Below are 26,399 nucleotides of genomic sequence, written 5' to 3' on the forward strand. Positions count from 1 at the left end.
TCAAATCGGACTACCCAGGCTCGCTTAGCCTCAATCTCTCAAACCGCCCGGTGCGGACCCGCATGCCGGGTGGTGTGGCAGGGGTGCGATTGATTGAATCGCCCCCTATGCCGATGCCACACCATCGACATGGCTTCCTCCGCTCCCCGATGATATGGCGCTGAGCGATCGACAGGCAGCTATTCCTGGATGCTGGTTGTCATATTATGACATCGGGCACTTATAGTACCATGGAGTCGCCCAGGCTATGCCTCGCAGGTGTGCCACGTTGTGGCGAACTCAGAGCATCCTCGCTAAAAGCCTTCAAAGGTACGTCGCCTTGCCAATGCTCGGAGGTGAATACGAAATTGGCGCACCCTGCCAATATGTTGAAAAATTCATTGACGCCCGTTTCCTATCTTATAATATGACGTTGGATAAAAGATATTATAAGATGGCGGATCAGATCGACGCGGTTCATTTTTGTCTGGGGGCGGAAGGCGCCGCAGCGACCGATAGGGTGTTAAACCGATAGGGTGTTAAGTTGAACAATATGCACCCGCTCACCATTCAAAGGCGCCTGCAGGCCGTAAAGATTCGCCTTCAGCTTGTTAACAGGAGAACTGATTGAAGATCGCAGACGTCAATGTGCGGGTATTTTCTTATACCACGCGCCGGCACCAGGACAGCGCAGGCCATGCCCATCCCGGTCCGCCACACAAGGTCAATCAGGCCCTGCTCACGATTGTCGCCGATGATGGAACCGAAGGTTATTGCTTCGCGCCTCAGGAAGTCATCCGTCCGCACGTCATCGATAAGTTTGTGAAGAAGGTATTGGTCGGGGAAGATCCGTTCGCCCGCGAGCGGCTGTGGCAGGATCTTGCCCACTGGCAGCGCGGCAGCGCCATGCAGCTGACTGATCGCGCGCTCGCGATCGTCGATTGCGCGCTCTGGGATCTTGCCGGCCGCAAGCTCAACATGCCGGTCCACAAGCTGATCGGCAGCTATCGTGACAAGATTCCGGCCTACGGCTCGATCATGTGCGGCGACGAACTTAAAAACGGTCTGGCCACACCCGAGGATTACGGCCGGTTTGCCGAAACGCTCGTCAAGCGCGGCTACAAAGGTATCAAGCTGCATACCTGGATGCCGCCCGTTTCCTGGGCGCCTGATGTCAAGATGGATCTGAAGGCCTGTGCCGCCGTACGCGAAGCGGTCGGGCCGGATATCCACCTGATGATCGACGCTTTCCATTGGTATACCCGCACCGAGGCGCTGGAACTCGGCAGGGGGCTGGAAAAGCTCGATTTCGACTGGATCGAGGAGCCGATGGACGAGCAGAGTTCTGCCTCCTACGCCTGGCTTGCGGAAAATCTCGACATTCCGGTGCTGGGGCCCGAAAGCGCCGGCGGCAAGCACTTCAGTCGCGCCGAATGGATCACTTCCAAGGCTTGCGACATCCTGCGTACCGGGGTCCACGATGTCGGCGGCATCAGCCCGGCTATGAAATGCATGCATCTGGCCGAATCCTTTGGAATGAATTGCGAGATCCATGGAAACGGCGCTCCGAACCTGATCATCGCGGCCTGCACCAAGAATGCCAAGTGGTACGAGCGCGGCTTGCTGCATCCGTTCCTCGAATATGATGACGGCTTTGAATATCTGAACGCTCTTGTCGATCCGATGGACGAAGACGGTTTCGTTCACATCTCGGACAAGCCGGGTCTTGGCGAGGACATCAACTTCGAATTCATCAATGCAAATCTCGTTTGCTGATAGCCGGCGAGAGGACTGATGTCAGATTACGCGATCGAGCCAGTCGATCGCGTAATCCTGCTGATCGGCAGGGAAGCCATGGGCGCCCGGCAAGAGATGCGTCTCGACCCGTTCGACGGCACCGGCTGCATTCCAGATGTCATGGATCTGCCGATGCGCTGCCAGGGCGGTCGCTTCGGGAAAGTGCCGATCCTCTGCGCCGCTGAAGATCAATGCCGGCTTGGGCGCCGCCAGACCCGCAAAATGCGGGTAGTCCAGCTTTCCGGCGATCGTCGGATGCAACATGCAGAAAGCCGACTGGCCGCGAAGCTGATTGTTGCCCGGCTGCATGAGACCCTCGAGGGTCCCCATCCAGCCGCCCGCGACACAGGCTTTGACCTGATCCGAAAGGGCAGCCAGCTGCCAGGCGCGCGAGCCGCCCATGGAATAGCCGAAGCTCGCAACGCGGTTCACGTCGACGCTCGGGAGCTCGCAAAGCCAGGCGAGCGCCTCCAGGTCTTCGCGCAGAATGACCGAGGCGAGCGAGACGCCGAACTGCATGAGGTTGGCGGCCAGCGCCTGTTGCGCCTCATAGCCGTTGCCCCTCCGGCTCCCCCAGCCGAGCGCGTCGGCGCACAAGACCGTGTATCCGCGCTTGGCAAGTTCGTTGCCCACATGGCGCCCGCCATAGAGCTTTGTGGTCCATTGTTTGATGGCCGCACCAATCTCGGGCACCTCGCCTGGGCGGCCGATCATCTTTTCCTTGCCGATAGAGAAAAAGGAACCATGGTCGTGCAACAGCAGGGCCGCCGGAGTCGGCGCAGTCGTAGTCGGGCGCAACAGGTAGGCGGCGGTTTTTTCGCCATTCGAAAATCGGAGTTCGAGTTGCTGGCCGATACAGCCGTCTGCAGTCCACTCTCCGGTGACCGAAGCGTCGGCAGGTATGATCCTCTGAGCGTCTAACGCGCCCCGCACCCGGTTTCTCGTGCGTCTCTTCCAGTCCGGAAAACTCTCCTTCTCCGGGTCGAAGTTCCAGGCGAACGAGAGGTTGTCGCGCAGCCTCGTTGCAAGGCTGGACATGTTCTCGCTGTCGATCACGGCCCGCGTCGCACCCTTTCGATATGCCGTTCACGGCTATCGCTCAGGTGTTTGCGCATGGCCGCGCGGGCGCCTTCCGCATCGCGTGCTTCGATCGCATGCAGGATGGCGCGGTGTTCTTGGTTGACGCGAACGAGATGTGCCGAAAAGGTCTCGTCACTGACCTGATGCGCCTGAAGCCGCATGCGGGGCATCAGGGTTTCGCCGAGATAGTTGAATATCCCGTAGAAATGTTCGTTCTGGCTCGCGGCGGCTACCGCACAATGGAAGCGAAAATCATCCTGTGTGTCTCTGCGCACCTCACGGGCAGCCAGATCCATCGCTTCGCATGCCGCGATCATCGCCTCGATATCGGCCTGCGTTCTTCTTTCTGCCGCAAGGGCGGCCGCTTCTGACTCGATGCCGATGCGCAGTTCGAGCCCTTTCAGCACGTTCTCGACCATCATCAAGCTTTCGTCGCCCAGTCGGAACGGCGCGACGCCCGCGTCCTGGCGAACGAAAACGCCGATCCCGTGATGGATCGACACATGGCCGCTGGCTCTCAGATTGGCGATCGCTTCGCGTATGACCGTCCGGCTGACCCCGAGATCTTCGATCAGCTCCTTTTCCGTGGGAAGCTTCGATCCTCGTGGATACATCTCGAGCTTGATCCGCTCGGCTATGGTGCGCACCACCTGCGAACTCAGCGTCTCCCTCCTGTTACGCAGAGAGGACGGCAGACCCAGTTTTTCGCCTTCGGTTAACATCCAAGACACCTCCCTGCCAGATGCGGAGCTTTAAACAGCCTGATCGTATTCGAGGCTCGCCTGGATCAGTTCCCTCGCATAGGGATCCTTGGCCCGGCCTGTTGCGAGCACCTCACGGCCCATGACCTCGACCACCCGGCCGTGCTGCATGACCGCCAGCCGCTCGCACATATGATCGATAACGGCAAGATCGTGGGAGACGAAAAGATAGGTGAGATTGCGCCTGGCCCGCAGATCGGCCAGCAGGTTCAGCACTTCCGCTTGCACCGAGACGTCAAGCGCCGAGGTCGGTTCGTCGAGAAGCAGGATGCGCGGTTCGAGGATGAGCGCGCGGGCGATCGCCACGCGCTGCCGCTGGCCGCCGGACAGTTCGTGGGGATAGCGCGACAGGAAATCCGGATTGAGCCCGACATCGACCAATGCCCGCTCCATGCGGTCCATCTGCCGGTCCATGCGATGGATGCGCAGCGGCTCCTGCAACGCGGTGCGGATCGACTGACGGGGATGCAAGGAGCCGTAGGGGTCTTGGAAAACCATCTGGACCATCCGGCAATATTCGGCAAACGGCATGTTCTTGACAGAGCGGCCCTCGAGCTCGATGTCGCCTTCCCACAGCGTGAGGAGGCGGGCGATGCATCGCAGGATGGTCGACTTGCCTGAGCCGGATTCGCCGACCAGGCCGAAGGATTCCCCCGCTTCGACCGAAAAGCAGACATCTCCCAGGATTCGCTTCTTCGCCGAACCATAGCCGAGATCGATCGAGAGATTGCTGACATCGATGGCGGTCATGGGCGCACCTCCTTGACGACGGCTGGAGAGGTCTCACGGCTCAAGACCGGAAGCGGCCTGCGGCTGCCGCCGATATGGGGCTGGGCGGCGAGCAGTCCTTGGGTATAGGGATGGGTGCAGTTCCTCATGTCGCGAGCGGCACGTTCCTCAACGACTTCGCCGTAGCGCATGACCAGCACGCGGTCGCAGAAATTGCGGACCAGATTGAGGTCGTGGCTGATCATGATGAGCCCGATACCCTTGTTTGTCACCAGTTCGTTCAGGATGTTGAGAACCTGCATGCGCACGGTAACGTCGAGAGCGGATGTCGGCTCGTCGGCGATGATGATCTGCGGTTCCGGGATCAGCATCATGGCAATCATGATGCGCTGGCCCATGCCGCCGGACACTTCATGGGGATAAAGACCGAACACCCGTTCCGGATCGCGGATCTTCACCGCCTCCAGCATTTCGAGCGTCTTCTGCCGGGCGATCTGGGCGGAGGCCCGGTAGTGGACCCGATAGGCCTCGGCGATCTGGTCGCCGACCCGGTGGACGGGGTTGAGCGAAAATTTCGGATCCTGCAGGATCATCGAGATGCGCCGGCCGCGGATCGACAGCATCTGCCTTTCGTTAGCGGCGAGAAGGTCGGTGCCGCTGAAGTCCATGCGGTCGGCTTCGATTTTCGCCGTCGGTAGAAGCTTCAGCAGCGCGCGGCCGATGGTCGACTTGCCAGAGCCGGATTCGCCGACGATGCCGAGGCGCTCGCGGCCGAGATCGAAGGAGACGCCTCTGACGACCGTGTTGTAAGCCTTGCCAGCACGATAGCTGACGCGGAGGTTTTCAACACGCAGGAGAGTTTGGCTGTTGTCCATGGCGGAAAATCCTAACGCTGTTTCGGGCCTATCTTTGCTTGGGATCCAGCGCGTCGCGCAGGCCGTCGCCCAGAAGGTTGAAGGCGAGGCTGACGAGCAGGATGGCGCCGCCCGGGAAAGCGACCAGCCACCAGTTGTCCAGCATATAGCGCCGGCCGGTCGCGATCATCGCGCCCCATTCCGGCAGCGGCGGCTGAGCGCCGAGACCGAGGAAACCGAGGCCGGCAGCGGTCAGGATCACGGTCGCCATGCTGAGTGTGATGCGGACAAGCACGGAAGGAAGGCACATCGGCATGATCGACTTGACGATGATGCGCAGCGGGGAAGCACCCTGCATGCGGGATGCCGAGATATAATCCGCGCCCCGAAAAGTCAGCGTTTCGGCGCGCGCCAGACGGGCGATCGGCGGCCAGGCGGTGAGGCCAATGGCGATGATCGCATTTTCGAGTCCCGCCCCGAGGGCAGCGACGAAGGCGAGCGACAGAATGAGGCTCGGGAAGGACAGGAAAATATCGGTGATACGCATCATGATCGTATCGTACCAGCCGCCGAAATAACCGGCGGTCGTTCCGACGACGAGGCCGACAGGCCCGACGATGACGGACACGATGGTGATGATCGTCAAGCTTATACGGGTGCCGTAGATGATGCGGCTCAGGATGTCGCGGCCGAGCTCATCTGTGCCGAACCAATGCTGGGCGCTCGGCGCCTGTAGCGTCTGCCCGAGATCGATAACGTTGGGGTCGTAAGGAGCGATCAGCGGCGCAACGAGCGCTGTCAGGAGCAGGATGCTGATGACGATGAAGCCGAAACCGGAGGATGGGTTGCCGAGAAGCTCACGGATGACCGCCAACAGCCGGTGAAAGGCCGAATTTCGGTGTGAACGGGGGTTTGGCATGGCGACATCCTGCATGGAGAGAAAGCTGACTGTCATCTCACCGCGTCCTTGGATCAAAAATCTTGTAGAGCGCATCGGAGAGCAGGTTGAGCGCAATGAAGATGATGCCGACGAGAAGCACGCAGGTCATCACCGCGTTCATGTCGCCGATCAGCATGTTGTTGGTGATGTATTGACCGAAGCCCGGCCAGGAGAACACGGTCTCAATGAGCACCGCCCCTTCAAGCAGACTGCCATAGGCGAGTGCTACGATGGTGACGAGCTGCACGCGAATGTTGGCGAAGGCATGATGCCAGACGGTGCGCCCCTTCGACAGACCTTTGACACGGGCGGTGATGATGTATTCCTGGTTCAGCTGGTCGAGCATGAAACTGCGGGTCATGCGGGTGATATAGGCCATCGACGAATAGCCGAGGATGCTTGCGGGCAGAAGCAGATGGTTGACGGCGTCCCAGAAGACTTCCCAATCGCCTGCCAGGACGGCATCGATCAGCAGGAAGCCTGTGGTCTCCGGCACGAGGCCGATGTAATAGTCCGATAGGCGACCACCGCCGCCGACCAGATCCAATACCGCATAAAAGACGATCAATCCGATCATGCCGGTCCAAAAGATTGGCATAGAATGACCGATGAGGGTGACGAAGCGGATCACATGATCGACCGGCCGATTGCGGCGCACCGCCGCCAGGATGCCGAGCGGGATACCGATGCCGGCGCCAAAGAGAATGGCAAATGTGGCAAGTTCGATCGTTGCCGGCATGACATGCAATATGTCGTTGATCACCGGTTGCCCGGTGCGGATCGAGATGCCGAAATCGCCATGCAGAAGGTCGTTCATGTAGCGGATGAACTGCTGGTAGAGCGGCAGGTTGGCGCCGATCCGCTCTGCGACCATCTCATAGGTGGCCTGATCGACCTCTTCGCCAACGATCGCGCGCACCGGGTCGACCGGCATGAGCCGACCGATGCAGAACGTCAGGATCAGCAGGCCCACAAGAGTCGCCAATATCGTGCCGGCCTGCCGCGTGAAGGCGGATAGACGCTCGTTTCCCATGGGGCACCTCGATAGCGTATTGTGAAAAGCCGCAGCGCCGGCGGCGCTACGGCATCTGCGATTACCGCTCTTTTTTGACCGTCCGGAGCTGGGTCGACCAGGACGGGTTCAGTTCCAGCCCCTTAATATCGGCGCGGAAGCCGACACTGTCGACGACCTCGGAGAATGGCTGGATTGCCGGTACCATCTCCGCGTAATAGCTCTGGATATCTTGGTAGCTCTTGAGCTGTTTATCCTTGTTGCCCTCGATGAGAGCCTCGTCGACCATCTTGTTGATCTTTTCATCGTAGAACGACGTGCGCCAGCCCTGGAAATTAGTCAGCTTGGCCTGATCCGAATTGTCGGGATTGTAGACGATTGCACGCAGGTTGGAGTCTGGATGCGGGAGCTGTCCGCCGCCGCCGCGACCGACGATCAGCTCATATTTGCGCTCACGCATCGCACCATAGATCTGGTCGCCGGCGCCGGTGATGATCTCGGCTTTGATGCCTGCCTGAGCGAGCGTAGCCTGGATCGCCGTTGCGGCATTCATGAACGGGACGTCCGAGATTGCTCTCAGCGTCGTCGAGAAGCCGTCCGGATAACCTGCCTCGGCCAACAGGGCCTTGGCCTTGGCGACGTCGAGCTTGTAGCCCGCATTGGGAAGGGCGCCGAGCAAGCCCGTCTGGATAGGGCGGTCACGGAGCCTGCCGAAATAGGGCAATACGCTGTCATTCAGCCCCTGGTAATCGATCAGATAGCGAAGCGCCTCGCGGACCTTGGGCTTCTGGAACTTCTCGTCTTTCATCGACACCGCGAGGTAATAGAAGCCGCTGCCGCCGTTGGTTTGGATCTTCACGTCCTTGTTTGACTCGAGTGCCTTCAGGTCTGCTGCCGACATGGAATAGGCGATATCAATGTCGCCTTTTTCGAGCATCAGCCGCTGGCTCTGCGATTCAGCGAGATGCCGCATCATGATGCGCCGCATCGCGGGCTTCTCGCCCCAATATTTCGGATTTTGTTCCAGCGTGACCCGCTCGTTGGATTGCCATTGACCGAGCGTAAAGGGACCCGAACCGGCCGAGTTGTTGGTGAGCCAGGCAGCACCCATGTCCCCATCCTTGTCGTGCTCCATGACGGCCTTGCTGTCGAGAATGGAGCCGGGACCGACGATGCCGAGCGTCTGGACGATGATCTGCGGATCGACCTTTTTTGGCAGCCTGACGACCACGGTCTGGTCGTCGGGGGCGGTGAAGCTTGCGTCCGCATTTGTAGCGGAGAAGCCATGCGTCTTGAGGAACGACGCCTGGGCGAGATTGAGTTTCATCAGGCGCTTGAAGGACCAGATCACATCGGCCGAGGTGACCGGATTGCCGGAAGCGAATGTCGCGCCGCTGCGTAGTTTGAAGGTGATTGCGGAATTGTCGTCACTGATGGTCCAGCTCTCCGCAAGCTGCGGGTCGACCTGGGACCGGTTGGTGGCATTCAGCGCAACCAAGTTATCATATATGTTTGTGAGAACCTGTACGGTTTCTTTGCCGGTAATAGCCGCTGGGTCGAGCGTGAGAATGTTGTTCATCGAGAAACCGACGACCAGCATGTTCGGTGGGGTTTCTGCATGCACCGGTGGCGAAAGCAGTGTAGAGCCCAGCAAAACCGGGGCAACCAGTTTGAGAAGTGACTTCATGATCGATCCTCCCTTGCGCTGCAGGTCTCCTCACCGGCAGCTTCAAATGTCCTAATTGTGATATGACGTCTTATGACATGTGTCAACCTGCCGTCTGGGCGGCCGTGTGATGATTCAGCAGGACGGCGGGAGATTTTCGGCCAAGCGCCAAGTGCACTCGCCACAGGCGCAGCGAGTGGCGCTCTGCCAGGCAGCGACAACGCGCATTGCTCTTCAAGCGAATAGGCGGCCGGTGCTAATCGTTATTAATACCCCGCGTGCATTGACCAAGGCAGGGGTTGGTATTACGCGCCCTGGCCAAGCTTGATCATGGAGGGATTATGCGTGTCATTCGTGCCATTGGCGAGCTGCGGGAACATCTCCGGCAGCTTACGGCGACCGGAAGAAGTGTCGGGTTCGTTCCGACCATGGGCTATCTACATTCCGGCCATATGGAACTTGTGAAGCGTGCGAGAGCGGAAAACGAGGTCGTTGTTGCCTCTATTTTCGTAAACCCGCTCCAATTCGGTCCCAACGAGGATCTGGCGAGATATCCCCGCGACCTGCCGCGCGACAGCGGCATGCTCGAAGAAGCGGGCGTCGATATCCTGTTTGCCCCGGGTGTTCAGGATATGTATCCGCGCCCGATGGAAACCGTGGTTGACGTCCCAGGGCTCGGAGGCGAACTTGAAGGCGCGGTTCGGCCTGGGCACTTTGCCGGCGTTGCGACGGTCGTTTGCAAGCTTTTCAACATCGTCCAGCCGCAGGCGGCTTATTTCGGCGAGAAGGATTATCAGCAGGTCATCATCATCAAACGAATGGTGGAAGACCTCGCCTTGCCGGTCCGTATCGTTGCCGTGCCGACGGTGCGGGATAAAGACGGGTTGGCGCTATCGTCGCGCAACGTCTACCTCACTGAAGCGGAACGAGCTGCGGCAGTCATCGTGCCGCAGGCGCTTGCCAAAGCCGAACGGCTGGTTGCGGCCGGCTTGGGGGACCCGAATGAGCTTGAGGAAAAACTGCGCGCTTTCTTGGCGCGCGAACCTTTGGCATATACTGAAGTCGTCGCAGTGAGAGACGCTTCGACATTGCGCCCCGTCAGTTCAATCGACGAACCGGTTGTCGTGGCTCTTTTTGTCCGCTTCGGCTCCACCCGATTGCTAGACAACAGGGTTATCTCAGGCCCTCGAAAGAGACTGGAAGGAATTGTCGAATGAGCGCTGTGGGAGGACAGAAGCGGCTGACACCCCCGCGCATCCGGGCGATGAAAGGCGGCGATCCGATCGTTTGCCTGACCGCCTACACCACACCGATGGCGCGGTTGCTCGATACGCACTGCGACCTGCTGCTCGTGGGGGACTCGCTCGGCATGGTGCTTTACGGGATGCCGACCACGCTCGGCGTCACGCTGGATATGATGATTGCCCATGGACAGGCGGTGATGCGGGGCGCAGCCAATGCCTGTGTCGTAGTCGACATGCCGTTCGGGACCTATCAAGAATCGAAGGAAGTTGCGTTTAGAAATGCCGCTCGTGTCCTTCAGGAAACGGGGTGCGACGCCGTCAAGCTGGAGGGTGGAACGGAAATGGCCGATACAATCGCCTTCCTGACTGCGCGAGGGATCCCGGTCCTTGGTCATATCGGCCTGATGCCTCAGCAGGTGCACACTGCAGGCGGCTACCGGTCGGTCGGACATTCCGAACAGGAAGGTGCAAAGCTTCGGCGTGACGCGGCCGCCATCGGCACTTCAGGTTCTTTCGCCGTCGTCGTCGAGGGTACGGTTGAACCTCTCGCCCGCGAGCTGACCGGGTTGATCGATATCCCGACGATTGGCATCGGCGCATCTTCCGCCTGTGACGGCCAGATTCTGGTTTCCGATGATATGCTGGGACTGTTCAACGACTTCACGCCGCGGTTCGTCAAACGATATGACGAGCTTGGCCAAAGAGTATCGAAGGCTGTCGAGGAATATGCCCGGGAGGTTCGTGCGCGGGAATTTCCGGCGGAGCAACATACGTTTAAGGCTCGGCCATAATACTCTCCGCCTCCCAGGGCCTCGAAAGCTTTCGTTCGCCACTGCGTTTACGAATGCCGGGACGCCTCCAGCTCTACCAATTCGTGCGCTGCTGGTTATAAAGGCGGCCGATACCAGTTGGAGATGATCCGCGTGACGGTCGGCCTTGCCCTTGCTGAACTCATAGCCGTGCTGACCGCCGTGACCCAAGGGGAGCCCAAGGTCATGACGGTGAGGCGAGGGGAGGCTCTGCCCTCCGGTCCGTTCGAGCTCGGCCACCGAAGCCTGCAATCCGGCCTGCGGGAGTGGGTTCAGGACCAGACCGGTCATCCCGTCGGATACCTGGAGCAGCTCTACACATTTGCAGATCGAGACCGCACTCACGAGAGCGCCAAGCGGCGCTCGATTTCGATCAGTTATCTCGGTCTTGTTCGCGAACAAGCGGCTCCCGGTGCCGGAAAGCCGGGCTGGCATGGCTGGTACGAATATTTCCCCTGGGAGGATCACCGGAACGGCAGGCCCGCGATCCTGTCCGACATTTCCGATCAGCTCCAGGCCTGGGCGGCTGCGGAATTGCCTCGCCGCGAGCATCGGAAGCGCCGCGTGGAGTTCGCCTTCGGCCTTCACGATGCGGCGTGGAACGAGGATCTCACCTTGCAGCGCTACGAATTGATGTATGAAGCCGGACTGGTCGCCGAGGCGGGTCATGGAGCAGCCGAGATCTCCAGTGGACGTCCGATGTTTGCCGACCATCGCCGCATTCTCGCCACCGGAATCGCCCGCTTGCGGGCCAAGATCAAATACCGTCCCGTTGTCTTCGAGCTCATGCCGGAAAGCTTCACGCTCCTGCAGTTGCAGCGCACTGTGGAAGCGCTTGCCGGCCTGACGTTGCATAAGCCGAATTTCCGTCGCCTGATCGACCAGCAGCAACTGATCGAGGAAACCGGCGAGGTCACCAGCGAAACCGGCGGTCGTCCGGCGAAGCTCTTCCGCTACCGTCACGCCGTGCTCGAGGAACGTGCTCTGTCCGGCTCGAAACTTCCTCTCTCGCGCAATTGACATAAACTCGAATAGAGAATATCTCTCTGCCCATGATATACTCATCCAGAGTATAAGGAGAAAGCGCGTGCACCCTTCGATTTCCGCATCCTCACTCTACGATCGCGTCAGTCGCGTCATTCCCAAGGCCGAATGGATGACGTTTGAGGAAGATATCGATGCAATCCTGGCTTTGAAGCGCTCGCGCAACGCCGTCATCCTCGCCCACAACTACCAGACGCCGGAAATATTCCACGGGGTTGCCGATATCATCGGCGACAGTCTCGCGTTGGCTCGCAAGGCCGCCGAGGTGGATGCCGACGTGATCGTTCTCGCGGGCGTCCATTTCATGGCCGAGACCGCCAAGCTCCTCAATCCAAAAAAGACGGTGCTGATTCCCGATATGGAGGCAGGTTGTTCGCTGGCGGAGTCGATAACGCCAGAGGATGTTGCCTTGCTCCGGCAGGCGCATCCGGGCGTGCCCATTATCACCTATGTCAACACATCGGCTGCCGTAAAGGCTGCTTCCGATATCTGCTGCACATCCGGAAACGCAAAGCGGGTCGTTGAGTCGCTCGGCGTGCCGAAGGTGTTGATGATCCCCGATGAATATCTGGCGCAGAACGTGGCCCGCGAGACGAATGTCGAGGTCGTCGCCTGGCACGGGCATTGCGAGGTTCACGAACTCTTCAGTGCGCAGGATGTACGCGACCTTCGAGAGGCTCATTCGGGGATCACGGTCCTGGCCCATCCTGAATGCCCGCCGGATGTGGTTGCGGAGGCCGACTTTGCCGGGTCGACGGCCGTCATGTCGGATTATGTCGCCGAGAAGAAACCGGCAAGGGTGGTGCTGCTGACGGAATGCTCGATGAGCGACAATGTCGCGGTACACCATCCGAATGTAGAATTCATCCGCCCCTGCAATCTCTGCCCCCATATGAAGCGCATCACGCTTTCCAATATCCGCCGTGCGCTTGAGGAGAATCGCCACGAGGTCACCGTCGATCCGGCGATCGCGGCGGCCGCCCGTCGCTCGGTCGAAAGGATGCTCGCGATATGATCGACGAGATCAGGCACCTCAGCGGACAGGTCGCCGTCGTCGGCGGCGGGCTGGCGGGGCTGATGGCGGCAATTACGCTCGCTCCGCAGCCTGTGGTTCTGGTGACCAGAGACGGACTTGGCCAAGCGACTTCGAGCGGCTGGGCGCAGGGTGGCATGGCGGCAAGCCTTGCCGATGACGACAGTGCCGAGCTGCATCTCGCCGACACGCTTGCTGCGGGTGACGGTCTCTGCGACCCGGCCATTGCCGGTTCGATCCTCCGGGATGCACCGCTTGCCGTCGCGGCGCTGGAGCGCCACGGGGTCCGGTTTGATCGAGCGGATGGCGGCGGTTATGCGCTTGGACTTGAAGCAGCCCATAGCCGCAGGCGGATAGTGCATGTGGCGGGCGACGGTTCCGGCGCGGCGATTATGAAAGTGCTCGTCGAAGCGGTTCTGAAAACGCCGTCCATTACCGTTCTCGCGCATATGGAGGTGCGCCGCATTCTGATGGAGAACGGAGTGGTCGCCGGACTGCTTTGTGCGACCGGCCGCGGCCCTGCGGTCTTGCGGACGTCGCGCGTCGTTCTGGCAACCGGCGGCCTCGGTGGCCTTTATGATGCGACCACGAACCCGCTCGGAAATTTCGGTCAGGGCATTATGCTGGCGGCTCGTGCCGGTGCTGTACTTGCCGATATGGAGTTCGTGCAGTTTCATCCGACGGCGCTTGATTCATCGCGGCGACCGCTTGGGCTGGTCAGCGAGGCGGTGCGAGGCGAGGGCGCGATCCTGGTAAACGAACGCGGCGACCGTTTTCTTGTCGGAGAGCCAGGCGCTGAACTTGCGCCACGGGATATCGTGGCGCGTACCATCGCGGGCGAGATCGCGCGCGGCGGCCGCGTCTTCCTGGACGCCCGGCGGGCGCTTGGAAGCCGCTTCGCCAACCGTTTTCCAACAATTGCCGCCCTCTGCCAAGAGGCAGACATCGATCCGTCATGTGAACTCATCCCGGTCCGGCCCGCCGCTCACTACCACATGGGCGGCGTTGCAACGGATAACAGCGGGCGGAGCTCGGTTGACGGGCTGTGGGTCGTTGGGGAGGCCGCGTGCACGGGGCTTCACGGTGCCAACCGGCTTGCCAGCAACTCGCTGCTCGAAGCAGCCGTCATGGGTATGCGGGCGGCACATGACGTTGCGAGCATTCCGGCGACCGAGGTCGCAACTGTTGCGCCTGCCACTTTGCCTATGCCACCGGATCTGTCCGCCGTCCGGCTGATCGTGTCCCGCGATCTCGGCGTATTGCGTAACGGCGAGGCCATCAACACCGCCATCGCCAGCCTGCTGCCGCTGGTGGAGAGCGAAGGGACAGGCGCCGACCCGGCAATTGTTGCATTGCTGATCGCAGTTTTTGCAAGCTTGCGACAAGAATCCCGCGGCGCGCACGCACGCACCGATTTTCCAGCCAAGTTTGCCGATGCACAGCGGCGCAGGATGAGCCTTGCCGAAGCGCTGCATGTTGCTCGCTTCACCATCCGCCAACCGCTTGCCAGGACTGCGTAACATGAACCTTGCTGCTCTTCCCCGCATTGTCGTCGAACCTGCCGTTCGCGCAGCTCTCATGGAGGACCTCGGGCTTGCCGGCGACCTGACTTCGGCGGCGGTGATACCCGAAGATCATCGCTCGACTGCCGTCATGGCTGCCCGCAAATGCGGTGTCGTCGCCGGTCTCGATGCAGTTGAACTCGCATTCGCACTGGTTGATCCCAGGATTTCGGTAACGCGCCACGTTCCGGACGGCGGCAGCGTCCAGCCGGGCGAGGTCATCGCAACCATCGAAGGGCCATCGCGGGGGCTCCTGACTGGCGAGCGCACGGCGCTCAATTTCCTGGGTCATCTCTCCGGTATTGCCACGGTGACGGCTAAGATCGTTGGCGCGATCAAAGATACGAAGGCCGCAGTGGTCTGCACCCGCAAAACGACACCGGGTTTGCGGGCTCTTGAAAAATACGCCGTCCGGGCGGGTGGTGGTATGAACCACCGGTTCGCCCTGCATGACGCCATTCTGATCAAGGACAATCATATAGCCATTGCCGGGGGCGTTTCCGAAGCCATCCGGCGCGCAAAGTCTGTCGCAGGCCATATGGTAAAAGTCGAAGTCGAGGTCGATACGCTCGACCAGCTTCGGGAGGCAATGGAAGTCGGGGTGGATGCGGTGCTGCTCGACAACATGACGCCGACCCAACTGCACGAGGCGGTGCATTTCGTCGCCGGGCGCGCTATTACCGAAGCTTCGGGCGGCATTACGCCTGAAACGGCGGCATCCGTCGCGGCATCCGGCGTCGACCTGCTCTCCTTAGGCTGGATCACCCACAGCGCGCCAACGCTCGACATCGGACTTGACTTCGTCGAAGCATGAAGACGCAACGGTTGCATGATCATCGGGCGGCACCTCCGAGCCGCTTAAGGGTCATGTTTTCGAGCTGTCAGTAACGAGGTTTTATCGCAGATAACTGGCTGACGCATCAAGCTGACCTGAATTGCTCTGCCCTAGGCAAAAGTCGCTCTTTGACATTGGCTGGTTGCCCGAGTAGGAGGTGCTTAAAGGTTAGCCGCGTCTTTGCGGCGCCGGCGCATGCGCCTTAGATCCGAAAGTTAATTTAATGTCCGATCACCACGGCGCCGTTCCGGCGATTGCGAAGGCGTTGTCGAGCCGCGGCTATTCAACGCTTACCCCTGTTCAGCAGGCAATGCTCGATCCTGCGCTTGTCGCCTCCGATGCGCTTGTTTCGGCCCAAACGGGTTCGGGTAAGACTGTGGCCTTCGGCATTGCCATGGCGCCGACCTTGCTTGCCGAGCGGGAGCGTTTTGGGCAGGCTCGCAATCCCCTGGCGCTCGTCATAGCGCCGACCCGGGAACTTGCGATGCAGGTGAAGCGCGAGCTCGACTGGCTTTACGAGGTGACTGGTGCTGTGATTACCAGTTGCGTCGGAGGCATGGACATCCGCAACGAACGGCGTGCGCTCGAACGCGGAGCCCATATCGTCGTCGGCACGCCCGGCCGAATTTGCGACCACATACGCCGCAATGCGCTCGATCTCTCCGACCTGAGGGTCGCGGTGCTGGACGAGGCGGACGAGATGCTCGATCTTGGGTTCCGCGAAGATCTGGAGTTCATCCTGGAGTCGGCGCCCGATGATCGCCGCACATTGATGTTCTCGGCCACCGTCCCGGCCGGCATCGCCAAACTTGCGAAGCGCTATCAGAGGAACGCCGTTCGCATTTCCACGACGACAGAGGAAAAGCAGCACGCCGATATCGAATACCGTGCCCTGGCCGTCGCGCCTTCCGATCGCGAGAATGCGATCATCAACGTGTTGCGCTACTACGATGCGACCAACGCCATCGTCTTCTGCTCGACGCGTGCCGCCGTCAACCATCTCACGGCTCGATTCAACAACCGCAATTTTGACGTAGTCGCCCTTTCCGGGGAACTGACGCAGAATGAGCGTACCCATGCGTTGCAGGCCATGCGCGACGGCCGTGCGCGTGTCTGCATTGCAACCGACGTCGCCGCACGTGGTATTGATCTGCCCGGTCTCGATCTGGTGATCCACGCCGACCTGCCCACCAATTCCGAAACCCTGCTTCATCGAAGCGGTCGTACGGGTCGTGCGGGCCGAAAGGGTATCAGCGCCCTCATCGTGCCGGTCAATGCTCGCCGCAAGGCCGAGCGCCTGTTGGCGGGGGCCGAAATCACGCCGACCTGGGCGCGGCCGCCGTCGGCGGAAGAGGTGATCGCGCGAGACCAGGAGCGCCTGCTGGCCGATCCGATCTTCAATGAGGCACCGCGTGAGGAAGAGCAGGACCTGGTCGCGAGATTGGTGTCCGCCTACGGCGCGGAGAAGCTTGCGGCCGCCTTTGTCAATCTCTACCGCGCCAAGCAGTCGGCGCCGGAAGATCTTCTAGAGATTTCGGTTCAGCAGGGAGCGGCTCGCAAGCCGCGCGAAGGCGGCGGTCATGCTTCCGAATTCCCCAGCACGCCCCGCACGCCGCGCGCAGAATTCGGCCCGGCAGTCTGGTTTTCGCTGTCGGTCGGCCGCAAGCAGAATGCCGAGCCGCGTTGGCTCATCCCGATGCTCTGCCGCAACGGCAATCTTACCAAGTCAGAAATCGGCGCCATCAAGATGCAGGCGGAGGAAACCTTTGTCGAGATCGCAGCGGATCACGCCGAGAGCTTCGCGCAGTCCATCGGCAAGGACAAGACGCTTGAGCGCGGCATCAAGGTCGTGAAACTGCCCGGCGTTCCCGATTTTGATCGCTCGGCGGGGTCGCAACCCAAGGCGAAGAAAGCATTTTCCGGAGGTCCGAAGGCTGACTTCCAGCAAAAGGGCAAGCCCAACAAAAACGCCGGGAAACGTCCCGGCCCCACCCGTCCCTTTCAGAAGAAGAAGCCAAAAACAGGTGGACGAGGAGAATAGGCTTATTTTCGCATGCCGTTCTTATAATACCCAGTGAAGGCTTCTGGCGGAGTGCTCGCTCCTATGTAAGCCGTTCCTTCATCCATTCTCGAGCATAAGCTTTGGCTTTGGATGCGAGGCATGTGGGAAGGCGCTCAAATCCGTGAGGAGCTTCGGGCGCGACGATGAGTTCGGCGTTGCCATTGAATTGCTGCCACCGCTCATACATCTTGCGGCTATCATCGACTATTGGATCGAGCGCTCCCGCGATGAAAAGCGCCGGCGGCATTTTCTTGAGATCAGCGTAACAGGGGGAAAGCTCGGCAGAACGGTGCGCGTGATCCGACATGCCTTGCGTCAGCCGCTTGAGGTTCTCGAGTGCCGAGCGGGCGTCGATAACAAGGCTTGTTTCTCCTGCCGCCCTGAGACTTGCCGACCCTTGCATGTCGAATGCCCCGCAAAAGGAGAGGAAGCCTGCGACCGAATTTATTGATCGCTTGGCGGCAAGACGGATGAGCGCGATGGCGGCAAGATGAGCACCGGAAGACTCGCCTCCAATGACGATGCGCTCCGCCTGGAGCTCGGGAAGGTGGTCAAGGACCCACTGCGTTATCGCAACGGCGTCCTCTATCGTTTGCTCAAGCCGGTCATCGACAGCCAAGTGAAAGTCGCCGCAAACGGCGGTGACGTTGCAGGCACGCACCATGTCGGCGTTCCACCCGTCGTCGAGGCGCGCGTTGCCGAGAACCCAGGCTCCTCCATGGAAATGCAGATAGACGCCGCGCGGTGCGGAGCCGCTGTGGCCGCGAAGCACTCGAAGCATTATCCTTCGCTGGCCCGTTTCAGCAGCAACCGTTTCGAACTTGACGCCTCGAGCCGCACGGAATTTCGGGAAAACGCGCTGGCCCGCTCCAATCAGAGTATTTAGGATGGACGCATTTACCCGTCGGCCCGGGTGATAACGGGGAAGCAGACCAAGCGCGCGGTTTAGCATCTGCGCTCGCCGGATGTCGCGTTGGTCAAAGATCGCCCCTGGCGCAGTTTCCATTCCAGCTCCAGCATTCGCCTGATGAGCCTTCCAATATCGCCTTCGACAACAGGCAGGTCATCGGAATGTTCCCGACGGTGGATGCGTTTGAGCGCAAAGCACCCGCCAAAGGTCAATATTGACACTTCATGTATACAGACTTAAGTCTTTGGAAGAAATGTGAGGAAATGAAAGCTGCTTGGGCACCCACGGACGGCCATGATGATGTTCCCGCGAGATTTCGTTCGCAACGAGTCTAGGGAAAAGACGGAGTTGCATGAATTTGCGGGCTCTATCTCGGAAGAAGATTACGGTGGTGTGTATACAAAGAGCGGTGTCTACAGAATAGGATGAGGATGCCGGCGTCGACGCCATTATTCCCATGCCCAATCGATCGCCGTTGAGCATGCGGCGTCTGTTGGGGCAATCTAAAGGGCGCTCTTGAGGAGGATGCCGCCCGACAAGAGCTTTCGATGGTTCGTCTTAGGAGGAGGAAGAAGATGATTACCAGAAGAACACTTATTACCGTTGCAGGCGTTGCGCTGGGCACGATGGCGGCTCTGCCGGCCGTCGCCCAGGAGGTGGTCAAGATCGGCCTCGTCCTGCCAATGACCGGACCGTTCGCATCCACCGGCCGCCAGGTCGAGGCGGGCGTGAAAGCCTACATGGCGCTCAACGGCGATACAGTGGCAGGCAAGAAGGTTGAAGTCGTGCTGCGCGACGATGCCGGCGTCGCCGATCAGACGCGCCGTATTGCCCAGGAACTCGTTGTCAACGATGGGGTCAAGATGTTGATGGGCTTCGGTTTGACCCCGCTTGCCATGTCGGTTGCGCCGGTTCTCAACCAGGCGAAGGTCCCGGCTATCATCACGTCGGCAACGACTTCGGCGATCATGCCGCAGTCGCAGTATTTTGTCCGCACCTCGATGGCCGGCCCGCAATCGGCGGTCCCGGTCGCCACCTGGGCGGTGCAGAACAATCTGAAGCGCGTCGTGACGCTAGTCTCCGACTACGGTCCGGGCATCGACATCGAAAAGGGTTTTACCAACCAGTTCAAAAAGGAAGGCGGCACGATCGTGGAAGCCGTGCGCGTTCCGCTTGCCAATCCCGATTTCGCTCCCTTCCTGCAGCGCGTCCGTGACTCAAAGCCGGATGCCGTTTTTGTTTTTGTCCCGTCGGGTGTCGGTTCGCTTTTCATGAAGCAGTTCGTCGAGCGTGGTCTGGCGGATGCGGGGATTAAGTTGATCGGTACCGGTGATATCACGGACGACGACCTGCTGAACGGAATTGGCGCGGCCGCAAAGGGTGTGATCACCGGCCATTTCTATTCCGCTCTGCATGACAGCCCGGAAAATAAGGCCTTCGTCGAGCAGGTGAAAAAGGCCAACAAGGGCATGCGGCCGAATTTCATGTCGGTCGGCGGTTACGATGCCATCCATCTGGCTTATGAAAGCCTCAAGAAGACAAATGGCGACACCGATGGGGCAAAGCTCGTCGATGCCATGAAGGGCATGTCCTGGACAAGCCCGCGTGGCCCAATCACGATTGATCCGGAGACCCGTGATATCGTTCAAGACATCTACATGCGTGAGGTCAAGGAGGTGAATGGCGAACTCTACAATGTCGAGTTTGCTACTTATCCCAAGATCAAGGATCCCAATGCGGCGGCAAAGTAACGCAGCGCAATCGGATGGCGGGTCTGCCGCCATCCGATCGATGAAAGAGAGTGCGCCGCTGCTTGAGCCTGGACGGCAGTTCCCGTAGATGATGGGCGCCATGATGTCTCCGCCCATCCTCTCTGAATCCAAGATTCAGCAGCACAGCCTGCGGCATCTCAGGGCGTTTCTCGCGGTCATCGATACCGGTTCGATTACAAAGGCTGCTGAACTCTGTTTCGTATCGCAGCCTGCTGTTACGCAAGCCCTGTCGAAGATCGAAAAGACGGCTGGGCTGATGCTGTTTTCCCGCACGCCACAACGTATTTTTGCCAATTCGGCCGGGGAGGTGCTCGCCAGACGTGTCGAGCGTGCCTTTGGCTATCTGGACCCTGCGTTATCGGAACTGTCGCCAAGACTGCGTGTCACGGCGACGACTTCCCAGCTGAAAGCGTTGATCGCGGTAAGGGAAACGGAAAATTTCACGCTGGCCGCCCGGCAATTGGGCCTCAGCCAGCCTGCGGTATATCGCGCAGTAAGCCAGCTTGAGGAAGTGGCGGCTCGCCCGCTTTTTGAGCGAACCCCCTATGGCCTCGTCGCGACACGACCGGCGCAAGCTCTGGCGCAGGCTGCCCGGCTCGCGTTGCTTGAATTGGAGCAGGCCGATGCCGATCTTGCCGAATTGACTGCCGCCGAGATCGGACGGATTGTTATCGGGGCAACTCCGCTGGCAAAATCCTACCTGCTGCCGAAAGCGATCGCAAGCTTTCGGAAGTTTCGCCCCAATCTGCCCATTCAGATACAGGAAGGCCCCTACGGCGATCTTTTAACCGCTCTTCGCCGTGGGGATGTCGATTTCTTGCTCGGAGCCTTGCGAGATCCTCCACCCATCGGCGACGTGGAACAAAAAGTGCTGTTTCATGATACGATCGTACTCGTTTCAGGCTGCAGCCACCCGCTGGCAGGTCGGCGTGAAATTGCAATCGAAGATTTGACGAGCTTCCCTTGGGTCGTGGCCCAGAAGGGAACGCCCATCAGGCGCTATTTCGACCAGATTTTTTCCGATGCCGAAGGTGGGGCGCCAAAGAATATCGTGGAGACGGGATCACTTATCCTGATGCGTGAACTCCTGGACACTTCCGAACATCTGGGCTGCACGTCCCGACTTCAGGCGGAAGCGGAGATAGCGCGAGGCCTCATGCAGGCCCTGCCGTTTGATATGAGCAAGACGTCTCGACCGATTGGGGTGACCGTGCGTAAAGACTGGTTGCCCACGGCCGCTCAGAGAACTTTTCTGGAACTTTTGCCGACGCCGCCGGAAAGGGATCTATAACGAAAAATTATGCCCGGGCAGATGATCTGATTAACGAGAAATGAAACGCGCGTTTAGGATGAACGGAAGAAATTCGGATGATGCCGACACAATCTGCCAAGCGGTGATCTCTCGGGTTGCTAAGTTGAGGAAAGTGAAGATAGTGGGGCATCAAAGCATCTTGCGGTGACTGCCGCCACCAATCTCGGACAAGCCCGCGAGGGAGCTGCAGGTTTACCAACTGGTTCGTTTTCGGCAGTCCTTGGGTGTCTGCACGGGATCTAAGCATTCAAGAGGAGGAGGGAAGGTATGCTCAACAGAAGAACATTGCTTGCTGCTGCGAGCGCGGCACTTGCTTGCCTTGCGCAGTTTCCGGCAGCGGCGCAGGAAGCGGTAAAAATAGGTCTCATCCTGCCGATGACAGGCCCGTTTGCATCGACGGGCAGGCAGGTTTCGGCCGGCGTCAAGACTTTCATCGAAACTCATGGCGATACGGTTGCGGGCAAGAAGATCGAGTTGATCATCCGCGATGATGCCGGGGTCGCCGACCAGACGCGCAGAATTGCGCAGGAACTGGTCGTCAATGACGGCGCGAAAGTGCTTGCCGGGTTCGGTCTGACGCCACTTGCGATGTCGGTCGCACCGGTCGCGACCCAGGCGAAGGTGCCGACGGTGGTGATGGCCGCCGGTACGGCCTCGATCACCAAGGCATCGGAATACATCACTCGCACCTCGGGCACCTTGCCTCAATATTCCCTTCCCGTAGGAACCTGGGCGGCCGAAAACGGTATCAAGAAGGTGGTGACGCTCGTAACGGACTACGGTCCGGGCATCGATGCGGAAAAGTGGTTCACCAAGGAGTTCAAATCCAAGGGCGGCGAAATCGTCGAAGCGGTGCGGGTCCCGTTGCAGAATCCGGACTTTGCGCCCTTCCTGCAGCGGGTGCGCGATGCAAAGCCTGACGCAGTCTTCGTTTTCCTGCCATCCGGCGTTGGCTCGCTGTTCATGAAACAGTTCGCCGACCGTGGCCTTGCCGAGGCCGGCATCAAGCTGATTGCAACTGGCGACGTCACCGACGACGACATCCTCAACAGCATGGGCAAACCGGCGATCGGCACCATCACGGGCCACTTTTATGCCACCGCGCATGACAGCCCGGAAAACAAGGCCTATGTTGAAGCTTTCAAGAAGGCCAACAATAACATGCGGCCGAACTTCATGTCGGTTGGCGGTTATGATGGCATGGCGCTGATTTATGCGGCGCTCGAAAAGACCAAGGGCGATGCGACCGGCCCGGCTTTCATGGCAGCCGTCAAGGGGCTTTCCTGGACGAGCCCTCGCGGCCCCGTCTCGATCGATCCCGATACCCGCGACATCATCCAGAATATCTACATACGGGAAGTCAAGGACGTGAACGGCGAACTGCAAAACGTCGAGTTCAAGACATTTGCCGCGCTTAAGGATCCGGAAAAGGCAGAAGCGAAATAAGTTCTGCTTCAGCGGCAGGCGGCGGGACTGGAGCCGCAGCTTCTTCCCTTTGCCGCGAAGCCTGCCATCTTCGATCACGACCGTGGCTCCGGCGATAAGGGCCATGGTCGGTCGCGCTAAATCCTGCGATCATAGGCTTCCTGAAAGCGTCAATGATCGGTCCCAAAGAAGATCCAAATGCTGACAATCCTGTTCGATGGCGTCGCCTACGGTATGTTGTTGTTCATCTTGGCCTGCGGGTTGACGGTGACGCTTGGCCTGATGAATTTCATCAACCTCGCACATGGTGCCTTTGCCATGGCGGGCGGCTATGTAACCGTCGTAATGATGAACCGCTATGGCATATCCTTTTATTGGTGCTTGCCGGCAGCCTTCATCGTCTCGGCGCTGATCGGGTTGGTGCTGGAGCGGACGCTCTACCAATGTCTCTATCAGGTCAGCCATCTTGATCAGGTTCTGTTTTCGATCGGGATCGTGTTCATGGCGGTTGCGGCGACCGACTATTTCATGGGCGGCCAGCAGCAGCTTATCAATCTTCCGCCGGAGCTTTCCGGCAGGATGGACGTATTCGGTGTAGGAGTTGGTCGATATCGGCTTTTCACCATCATTGTCTGCGCAGCCCTTGCTCTCGCCCTGCAGCTCATCCTGTCCAAGACCCGCTTTGGAAGCCGGTTGCGCGCCGCTGTCGACGACCGCCGGGTCGCAATGGGGCTTGGCATCAATGTGCCGCTGGTTTTCGCGCTGACCTTCGCCTTCGGTTCCGGTCTGGCCGGGCTCGGCGGCGCGATGGGTGCGGAAATTCTGGGTCTCGATCCGAATTTCCCGTTGAAGTTCATGATCTATTTTCTGATCGTCGTATCGGTTGGCGGTACCTCGACCGTCTCCGGTCCGTTCCTTGCCGCCATGTTGCTCGGTATCGCCGATGTTGCCGGCAAATATTACGTTCCCGCCATCGGGCCGTTTGTGATCTACGCGCTGATGATCGTGATGCTGATCGTTCGTCCGAACGGTCTCTTCGCCAGAGGTGGCCGATGAGTGTTCTCCCACAGGAAGCGACCATGGTTGCGACGTCATCCCCGACTGCGGCAGCGAGCCGTGCCGCCAAGCTGATGAAGCGCAGGAGCCGCGTGCGCTTTTATGAAATCATCGTCTGGCTTGCCGCGATTGCCGCCTTTTTTGTGCTGCCGTCGAAGATGTTGATTCTGACCGAGATCGCCATCCTGGCGTTGTTTGCCGTCTCATTGGATCTGGTTCTCGGTTTTGCCGGTATCGTGTCGCTCGGTCATACCGCGTTCTTCGGCCTGGGAGCCTATATCGCCGGCCTGGTTGCTTTGCATTACGTGGCGGAGCCGGTGGTGGGGCTCTTGGCGGCGGGCATCGGAGCCGGTCTGCTCGGCTTCATTACGAGCTTTCTGATTCTGCGGGGTTCGGATCTGACGCGCCTGATGACGACGCTTGGCATCGGCTTGATGATGGCGGAAATGGCTAATCAGATGGCATGGCTGACCGGTGGTGCGGACGGCCTCAGCGGCTTTTCGCTTGGCCCAATTCTCGGGATGTTCGAGTTCGATCTCTTCGGCAAGACCGGGTATGTCTATTGCCTTGTCGTTCTGTTCGTCGGTACGATGCTGATGCGACGCCTTGCCTTTTCGCCGTTCGGGCTCTCCTTGAAGGCCATCAAGGCAAACCCGATGCGGGCGGGAATGATCGCAATCCCGGCTCGCAAGCGCATCGTGACGGTCTACACCATCGCTGCCGTGTTCGCGGGCATGGCGGGTGCATTGCTGGCCCAGACGACAAGCTTCGTGTCGCCGGACGTGCTGGCATTCCACCGCTCTGCCGACGTGCTGCTCGTGCTGACGATCGGCGGCACCGGTTACCTCTACGGAGGCATCTTCGGGGCGGTTCTATTCACCTTGGTGAAAGACTGGCTCTCGATCGTCACACCGCAGTACTGGATGTTCTATATCGGGCTGATCCTTGTCGTTCTGGTTTTGGTCGGTCGCGACCGCCTGGCGCGGTGGATTGAGTATCTGCCGGAGCATCTTTCGAAATCGAAGGAGGAAGGCAGATGAGCGATATCGTTCTCGAGACCAGAAACTTGAAGCGCAGTTTCGGGGCATTCCTCGCAACCAATGACGTGAGCCTCAAGGTGGAACGTGGCGCCCGCCACGCCCTCATCGGACCGAACGGGGCCGGCAAAACTACCCTGATCAATCTGTTGACGGGTGTTCTGCCGCCGTCCGAAGGGCAGGTCTTCCTGGAAGGGGAGGATATCACCTCGCTCGCGTCCTTCCGCCGGGTCAAGCGTGGACTAACCCGGACCTTTCAAATCAATCAGCTCTTTAACGACTTTACCCCACTTGAGACGGTCGCATTGGCAATCGCCGAACGGCAAGGGATCGGCCACAATTTGTGGACTTCGATTGCTGGCTACGGCGCCGTCGTGGATGAAGCGGCAGCGCTTCTGGCTCGTTTTGGTCTTGCTTCGGTGATGGGCGAGCGAAGCGTAATTTTGCCATACGGCAAGCAGCGTCTGTTGGAAATCGCGCTCGCCTTCGCTTCCAGGCCGCGCGTCCTGTTGCTTGATGAGCCGGCGGCCGGCGTGCCCGAAGACGAACGGCACGAGGTCTTGGCGATCGTCTCGGACCTGCCGAGCGACGTGACGGTGCTTCTGATCGAGCACGATATGGATCTGGTCTTCTCGTTTGCCAACCGCATTTCTGTTCTGGTTGCTGGCGCGCTCTTCACAGAAGGCACGGTCGCGGAAATTTCCGCCGATCCGCGCGTCAAGGCCGTGTATCTCGGGGAAAATGCATGAGCGCGCCGGTTCTGGTGACAGAAAAACTCGTTGCGGGCTACGGTGAGGCGAGTGTGCTTGCCGGCATAAGCCTGACGATTGCCGAAGGTCGGACACTGGCGCTGCTCGGCCGTAACGGCACAGGAAAGACGACCTTCGTCAATACGCTTGCAGGGGTTACGACACATCATTCCGGGTCGATCCATCTGATGGGCCGCGATATCACCAAGCTCAGGGCCGATAGGAGAGCTGCCGCAGGCATCGGCTGGGTGCCGCAGGAGCGCAACATTTTCAAGTCTCTGACAGTCGAGGAAAATCTCACCGCAATCGCGCGTCCCGGGGTGTGGAATGTCGAGCGTGTCTACGGCATGTTTCCCCGCTTGAAGGAGAGGCGCAAAAACCTTGGCAATCAGCTGTCCGGCGGAGAACAGCAGATGCTGGCAGTCGGCCGCGCCTTGATGGTCAATCCCAGACTGTTATTGCTTGACGAACCGACCGAAGGTCTGGCGCCGATCATCGTCGACGAGCTGCTCGCTGCGATCCAGCGAATTACCCAGGGCGAGGGTATGTCGGCGATCATCATCGAGCAGAAGGCACGCAAGGTCCTGCCTCTTTCCGACGAGGCAGTCATTCTAGATCGCGGCGCAATCGTCTACCAGGGCACCAGCGCCGAGTTGCTTGCCGACGAGGCGGTGCTTGGCCAGCATCTCGGAGTGGAGAAGGGTGGTGCAAGGCACTGAAGGAATATGAGG

The 26,399-nt window shown here is 59.6% G+C and carries 23 protein-coding genes; 15 read left to right on the top strand and 8 right to left on the bottom strand.

The genetic code is table 11. The features are described 5' to 3' along the window. Positions 1–606 precede the first annotated feature (606 nt). Positions 607–1,755, top strand: coding sequence for a mandelate racemase family protein (locus tag EDE09_RS21785; protein ID WP_105370928.1), 1,149 nt, complete (start codon positions 607–609; stop codon positions 1,753–1,755). A gap of 21 nt (positions 1,756–1,776) precedes the next feature. On the opposite strand, the gene EDE09_RS21790 is transcribed toward EDE09_RS21785, so the two are convergent. The 7 genes from EDE09_RS21790 to EDE09_RS21820 all read right to left on the bottom strand — a co-directional run bounded on the left by EDE09_RS21790 (position 1,777) and on the right by EDE09_RS21820 (position 8,839). Beyond that, positions 1,777–2,832, bottom strand: coding sequence for a dienelactone hydrolase family protein (locus EDE09_RS21790; RefSeq protein WP_132412908.1), 1,056 nt, complete (start codon positions 2,830–2,832; stop codon positions 1,777–1,779). Next, positions 2,829–3,578 (bottom strand): FadR/GntR family transcriptional regulator, encoded by a 750-nt coding sequence (locus tag EDE09_RS21795; RefSeq protein ID WP_105370930.1) that lies wholly within the window; start codon positions 3,576–3,578, stop codon positions 2,829–2,831. The genes EDE09_RS21790 and EDE09_RS21795 overlap by 4 nt, the downstream gene beginning before the upstream one ends. Positions 3,579–3,608: 30 nt before the next feature. After that, positions 3,609–4,367 carry an ABC transporter ATP-binding protein gene (locus EDE09_RS21800; protein WP_105370931.1) on the bottom strand — a complete coding sequence of 253 codons (759 nt, stop codon included), beginning with the start codon at positions 4,365–4,367 and terminating at the stop codon, positions 3,609–3,611. Beyond that, positions 4,364–5,221, bottom strand: a complete 858-nt coding sequence (locus EDE09_RS21805; protein WP_105370932.1) for an ABC transporter ATP-binding protein — start codon at positions 5,219–5,221, stop codon at positions 4,364–4,366. Before EDE09_RS21805 ends, EDE09_RS21800 begins: the two co-directional genes overlap by 4 nt. 28 nt (positions 5,222–5,249) lie before the next feature. Next, positions 5,250–6,119, bottom strand: a complete 870-nt coding sequence (locus EDE09_RS21810; protein WP_105371051.1) for an ABC transporter permease — start codon at positions 6,117–6,119, stop codon at positions 5,250–5,252. A 37-nt stretch (positions 6,120–6,156) separates the two neighbouring features. Beyond that, positions 6,157–7,173 (bottom strand): ABC transporter permease, encoded by a 1,017-nt coding sequence (locus tag EDE09_RS21815; protein WP_132412910.1) that lies wholly within the window; start codon positions 7,171–7,173, stop codon positions 6,157–6,159. Between the two features lie 61 nt (positions 7,174–7,234). Continuing rightward, on the bottom strand, positions 7,235–8,839 hold the full coding sequence (locus tag EDE09_RS21820) for an ABC transporter substrate-binding protein (protein ID WP_105370934.1): 1,605 nt from the start codon (positions 8,837–8,839) through the stop codon (positions 7,235–7,237). Positions 8,840–9,159: 320 nt separating this feature from the next. Between EDE09_RS21820 and panC the strand changes: the two genes are divergently transcribed. From panC to EDE09_RS21855, 7 genes are all read left to right on the top strand, one after another. Then, entirely contained in the window at positions 9,160–10,035 is an 876-nt protein-coding gene (gene panC, locus EDE09_RS21825) for a pantoate--beta-alanine ligase (RefSeq protein WP_105370935.1), read from the top strand. Next, on the top strand, positions 10,032–10,853 hold the full coding sequence (gene panB / locus EDE09_RS21830; protein ID WP_105370936.1) for a 3-methyl-2-oxobutanoate hydroxymethyltransferase: 822 nt from the start codon (positions 10,032–10,034) through the stop codon (positions 10,851–10,853). The genes panC and panB overlap by 4 nt, the downstream gene beginning before the upstream one ends. Before the next feature lie 123 nt (positions 10,854–10,976). Continuing rightward, the gene (locus EDE09_RS21835; RefSeq protein WP_112797059.1) at positions 10,977–11,891 is read left to right on the top strand and encodes a hypothetical protein; all 915 of its coding nucleotides are present in this window, start codon (positions 10,977–10,979) and stop codon (positions 11,889–11,891) included. Between the two features lie 67 nt (positions 11,892–11,958). Beyond that, a complete protein-coding gene (gene nadA, locus EDE09_RS21840) occupies positions 11,959–12,930 on the top strand; it encodes a quinolinate synthase NadA (protein WP_105370938.1) in 972 nt (323 codons plus the stop codon). After that, positions 12,927–14,468 carry an L-aspartate oxidase gene (locus EDE09_RS21845; protein WP_132412912.1) on the top strand — a complete coding sequence of 514 codons (1,542 nt, stop codon included), beginning with the start codon at positions 12,927–12,929 and terminating at the stop codon, positions 14,466–14,468. The genes nadA and EDE09_RS21845 overlap by 4 nt, the downstream gene beginning before the upstream one ends. 1 nt (position 14,469) lies before the next feature. Further along, positions 14,470–15,324, top strand: a complete 855-nt coding sequence (gene nadC / locus EDE09_RS21850; RefSeq protein WP_132412914.1) for a carboxylating nicotinate-nucleotide diphosphorylase — start codon at positions 14,470–14,472, stop codon at positions 15,322–15,324. Positions 15,325–15,568: 244 nt separating this feature from the next. Further along, the gene (locus EDE09_RS21855; protein WP_132412916.1) at positions 15,569–17,386 is read left to right on the top strand and encodes a DEAD/DEAH box helicase; all 1,818 of its coding nucleotides are present in this window, start codon (positions 15,569–15,571) and stop codon (positions 17,384–17,386) included. A gap of 61 nt (positions 17,387–17,447) precedes the next feature. Here the strand turns inward: EDE09_RS21855 and EDE09_RS21860 are convergent, their stop codons facing one another. Then, the gene (locus tag EDE09_RS21860; protein ID WP_245505218.1) at positions 17,448–18,188 is read right to left on the bottom strand and encodes an alpha/beta hydrolase fold domain-containing protein; all 741 of its coding nucleotides are present in this window, start codon (positions 18,186–18,188) and stop codon (positions 17,448–17,450) included. A 704-nt stretch (positions 18,189–18,892) separates the two neighbouring features. On the opposite strand from EDE09_RS21860, the gene EDE09_RS21865 reads away from it, so the two are divergent. The 7 genes from EDE09_RS21865 (at position 18,893) to EDE09_RS21895 (ending at position 26,387) form a co-directional block, all read left to right on the top strand. Further along, the gene (locus EDE09_RS21865; RefSeq protein ID WP_132412920.1) at positions 18,893–20,068 is read left to right on the top strand and encodes an ABC transporter substrate-binding protein; all 1,176 of its coding nucleotides are present in this window, start codon (positions 18,893–18,895) and stop codon (positions 20,066–20,068) included. 88 nt (positions 20,069–20,156) lie between these two features. Continuing rightward, positions 20,157–21,380, top strand: a complete 1,224-nt coding sequence (locus EDE09_RS21870) for a LysR family transcriptional regulator (RefSeq protein WP_245505219.1) — start codon at positions 20,157–20,159, stop codon at positions 21,378–21,380. A gap of 288 nt (positions 21,381–21,668) precedes the next feature. After that, positions 21,669–22,847 carry an ABC transporter substrate-binding protein gene (locus EDE09_RS21875; RefSeq protein WP_105370944.1) on the top strand — a complete coding sequence of 393 codons (1,179 nt, stop codon included), beginning with the start codon at positions 21,669–21,671 and terminating at the stop codon, positions 22,845–22,847. A gap of 177 nt (positions 22,848–23,024) precedes the next feature. Further along, on the top strand, positions 23,025–23,882 hold the full coding sequence (locus EDE09_RS21880; RefSeq protein WP_132412922.1) for a branched-chain amino acid ABC transporter permease: 858 nt from the start codon (positions 23,025–23,027) through the stop codon (positions 23,880–23,882). A gap of 23 nt (positions 23,883–23,905) precedes the next feature. Beyond that, the gene (locus EDE09_RS21885; protein WP_245422770.1) at positions 23,906–24,922 is read left to right on the top strand and encodes a branched-chain amino acid ABC transporter permease; all 1,017 of its coding nucleotides are present in this window, start codon (positions 23,906–23,908) and stop codon (positions 24,920–24,922) included. Next, entirely contained in the window at positions 24,919–25,668 is a 750-nt protein-coding gene (locus EDE09_RS21890; protein WP_105370947.1) for an ABC transporter ATP-binding protein, read from the top strand. The genes EDE09_RS21885 and EDE09_RS21890 overlap by 4 nt, the downstream gene beginning before the upstream one ends. Next, positions 25,665–26,387, top strand: a complete 723-nt coding sequence (locus EDE09_RS21895) for an ABC transporter ATP-binding protein (RefSeq protein ID WP_105370948.1) — start codon at positions 25,665–25,667, stop codon at positions 26,385–26,387. Before EDE09_RS21890 ends, EDE09_RS21895 begins: the two co-directional genes overlap by 4 nt. The last annotated feature ends 12 nt before the right edge of the window (positions 26,388–26,399 follow it).

Origin of the sequence: Neorhizobium sp. S3-V5DH, from assembly GCF_004343065.1 — a bacterium.
Taxonomy (GTDB): Bacteria; Pseudomonadota; Alphaproteobacteria; order Rhizobiales; family Rhizobiaceae; genus Neorhizobium; species Neorhizobium huautlense.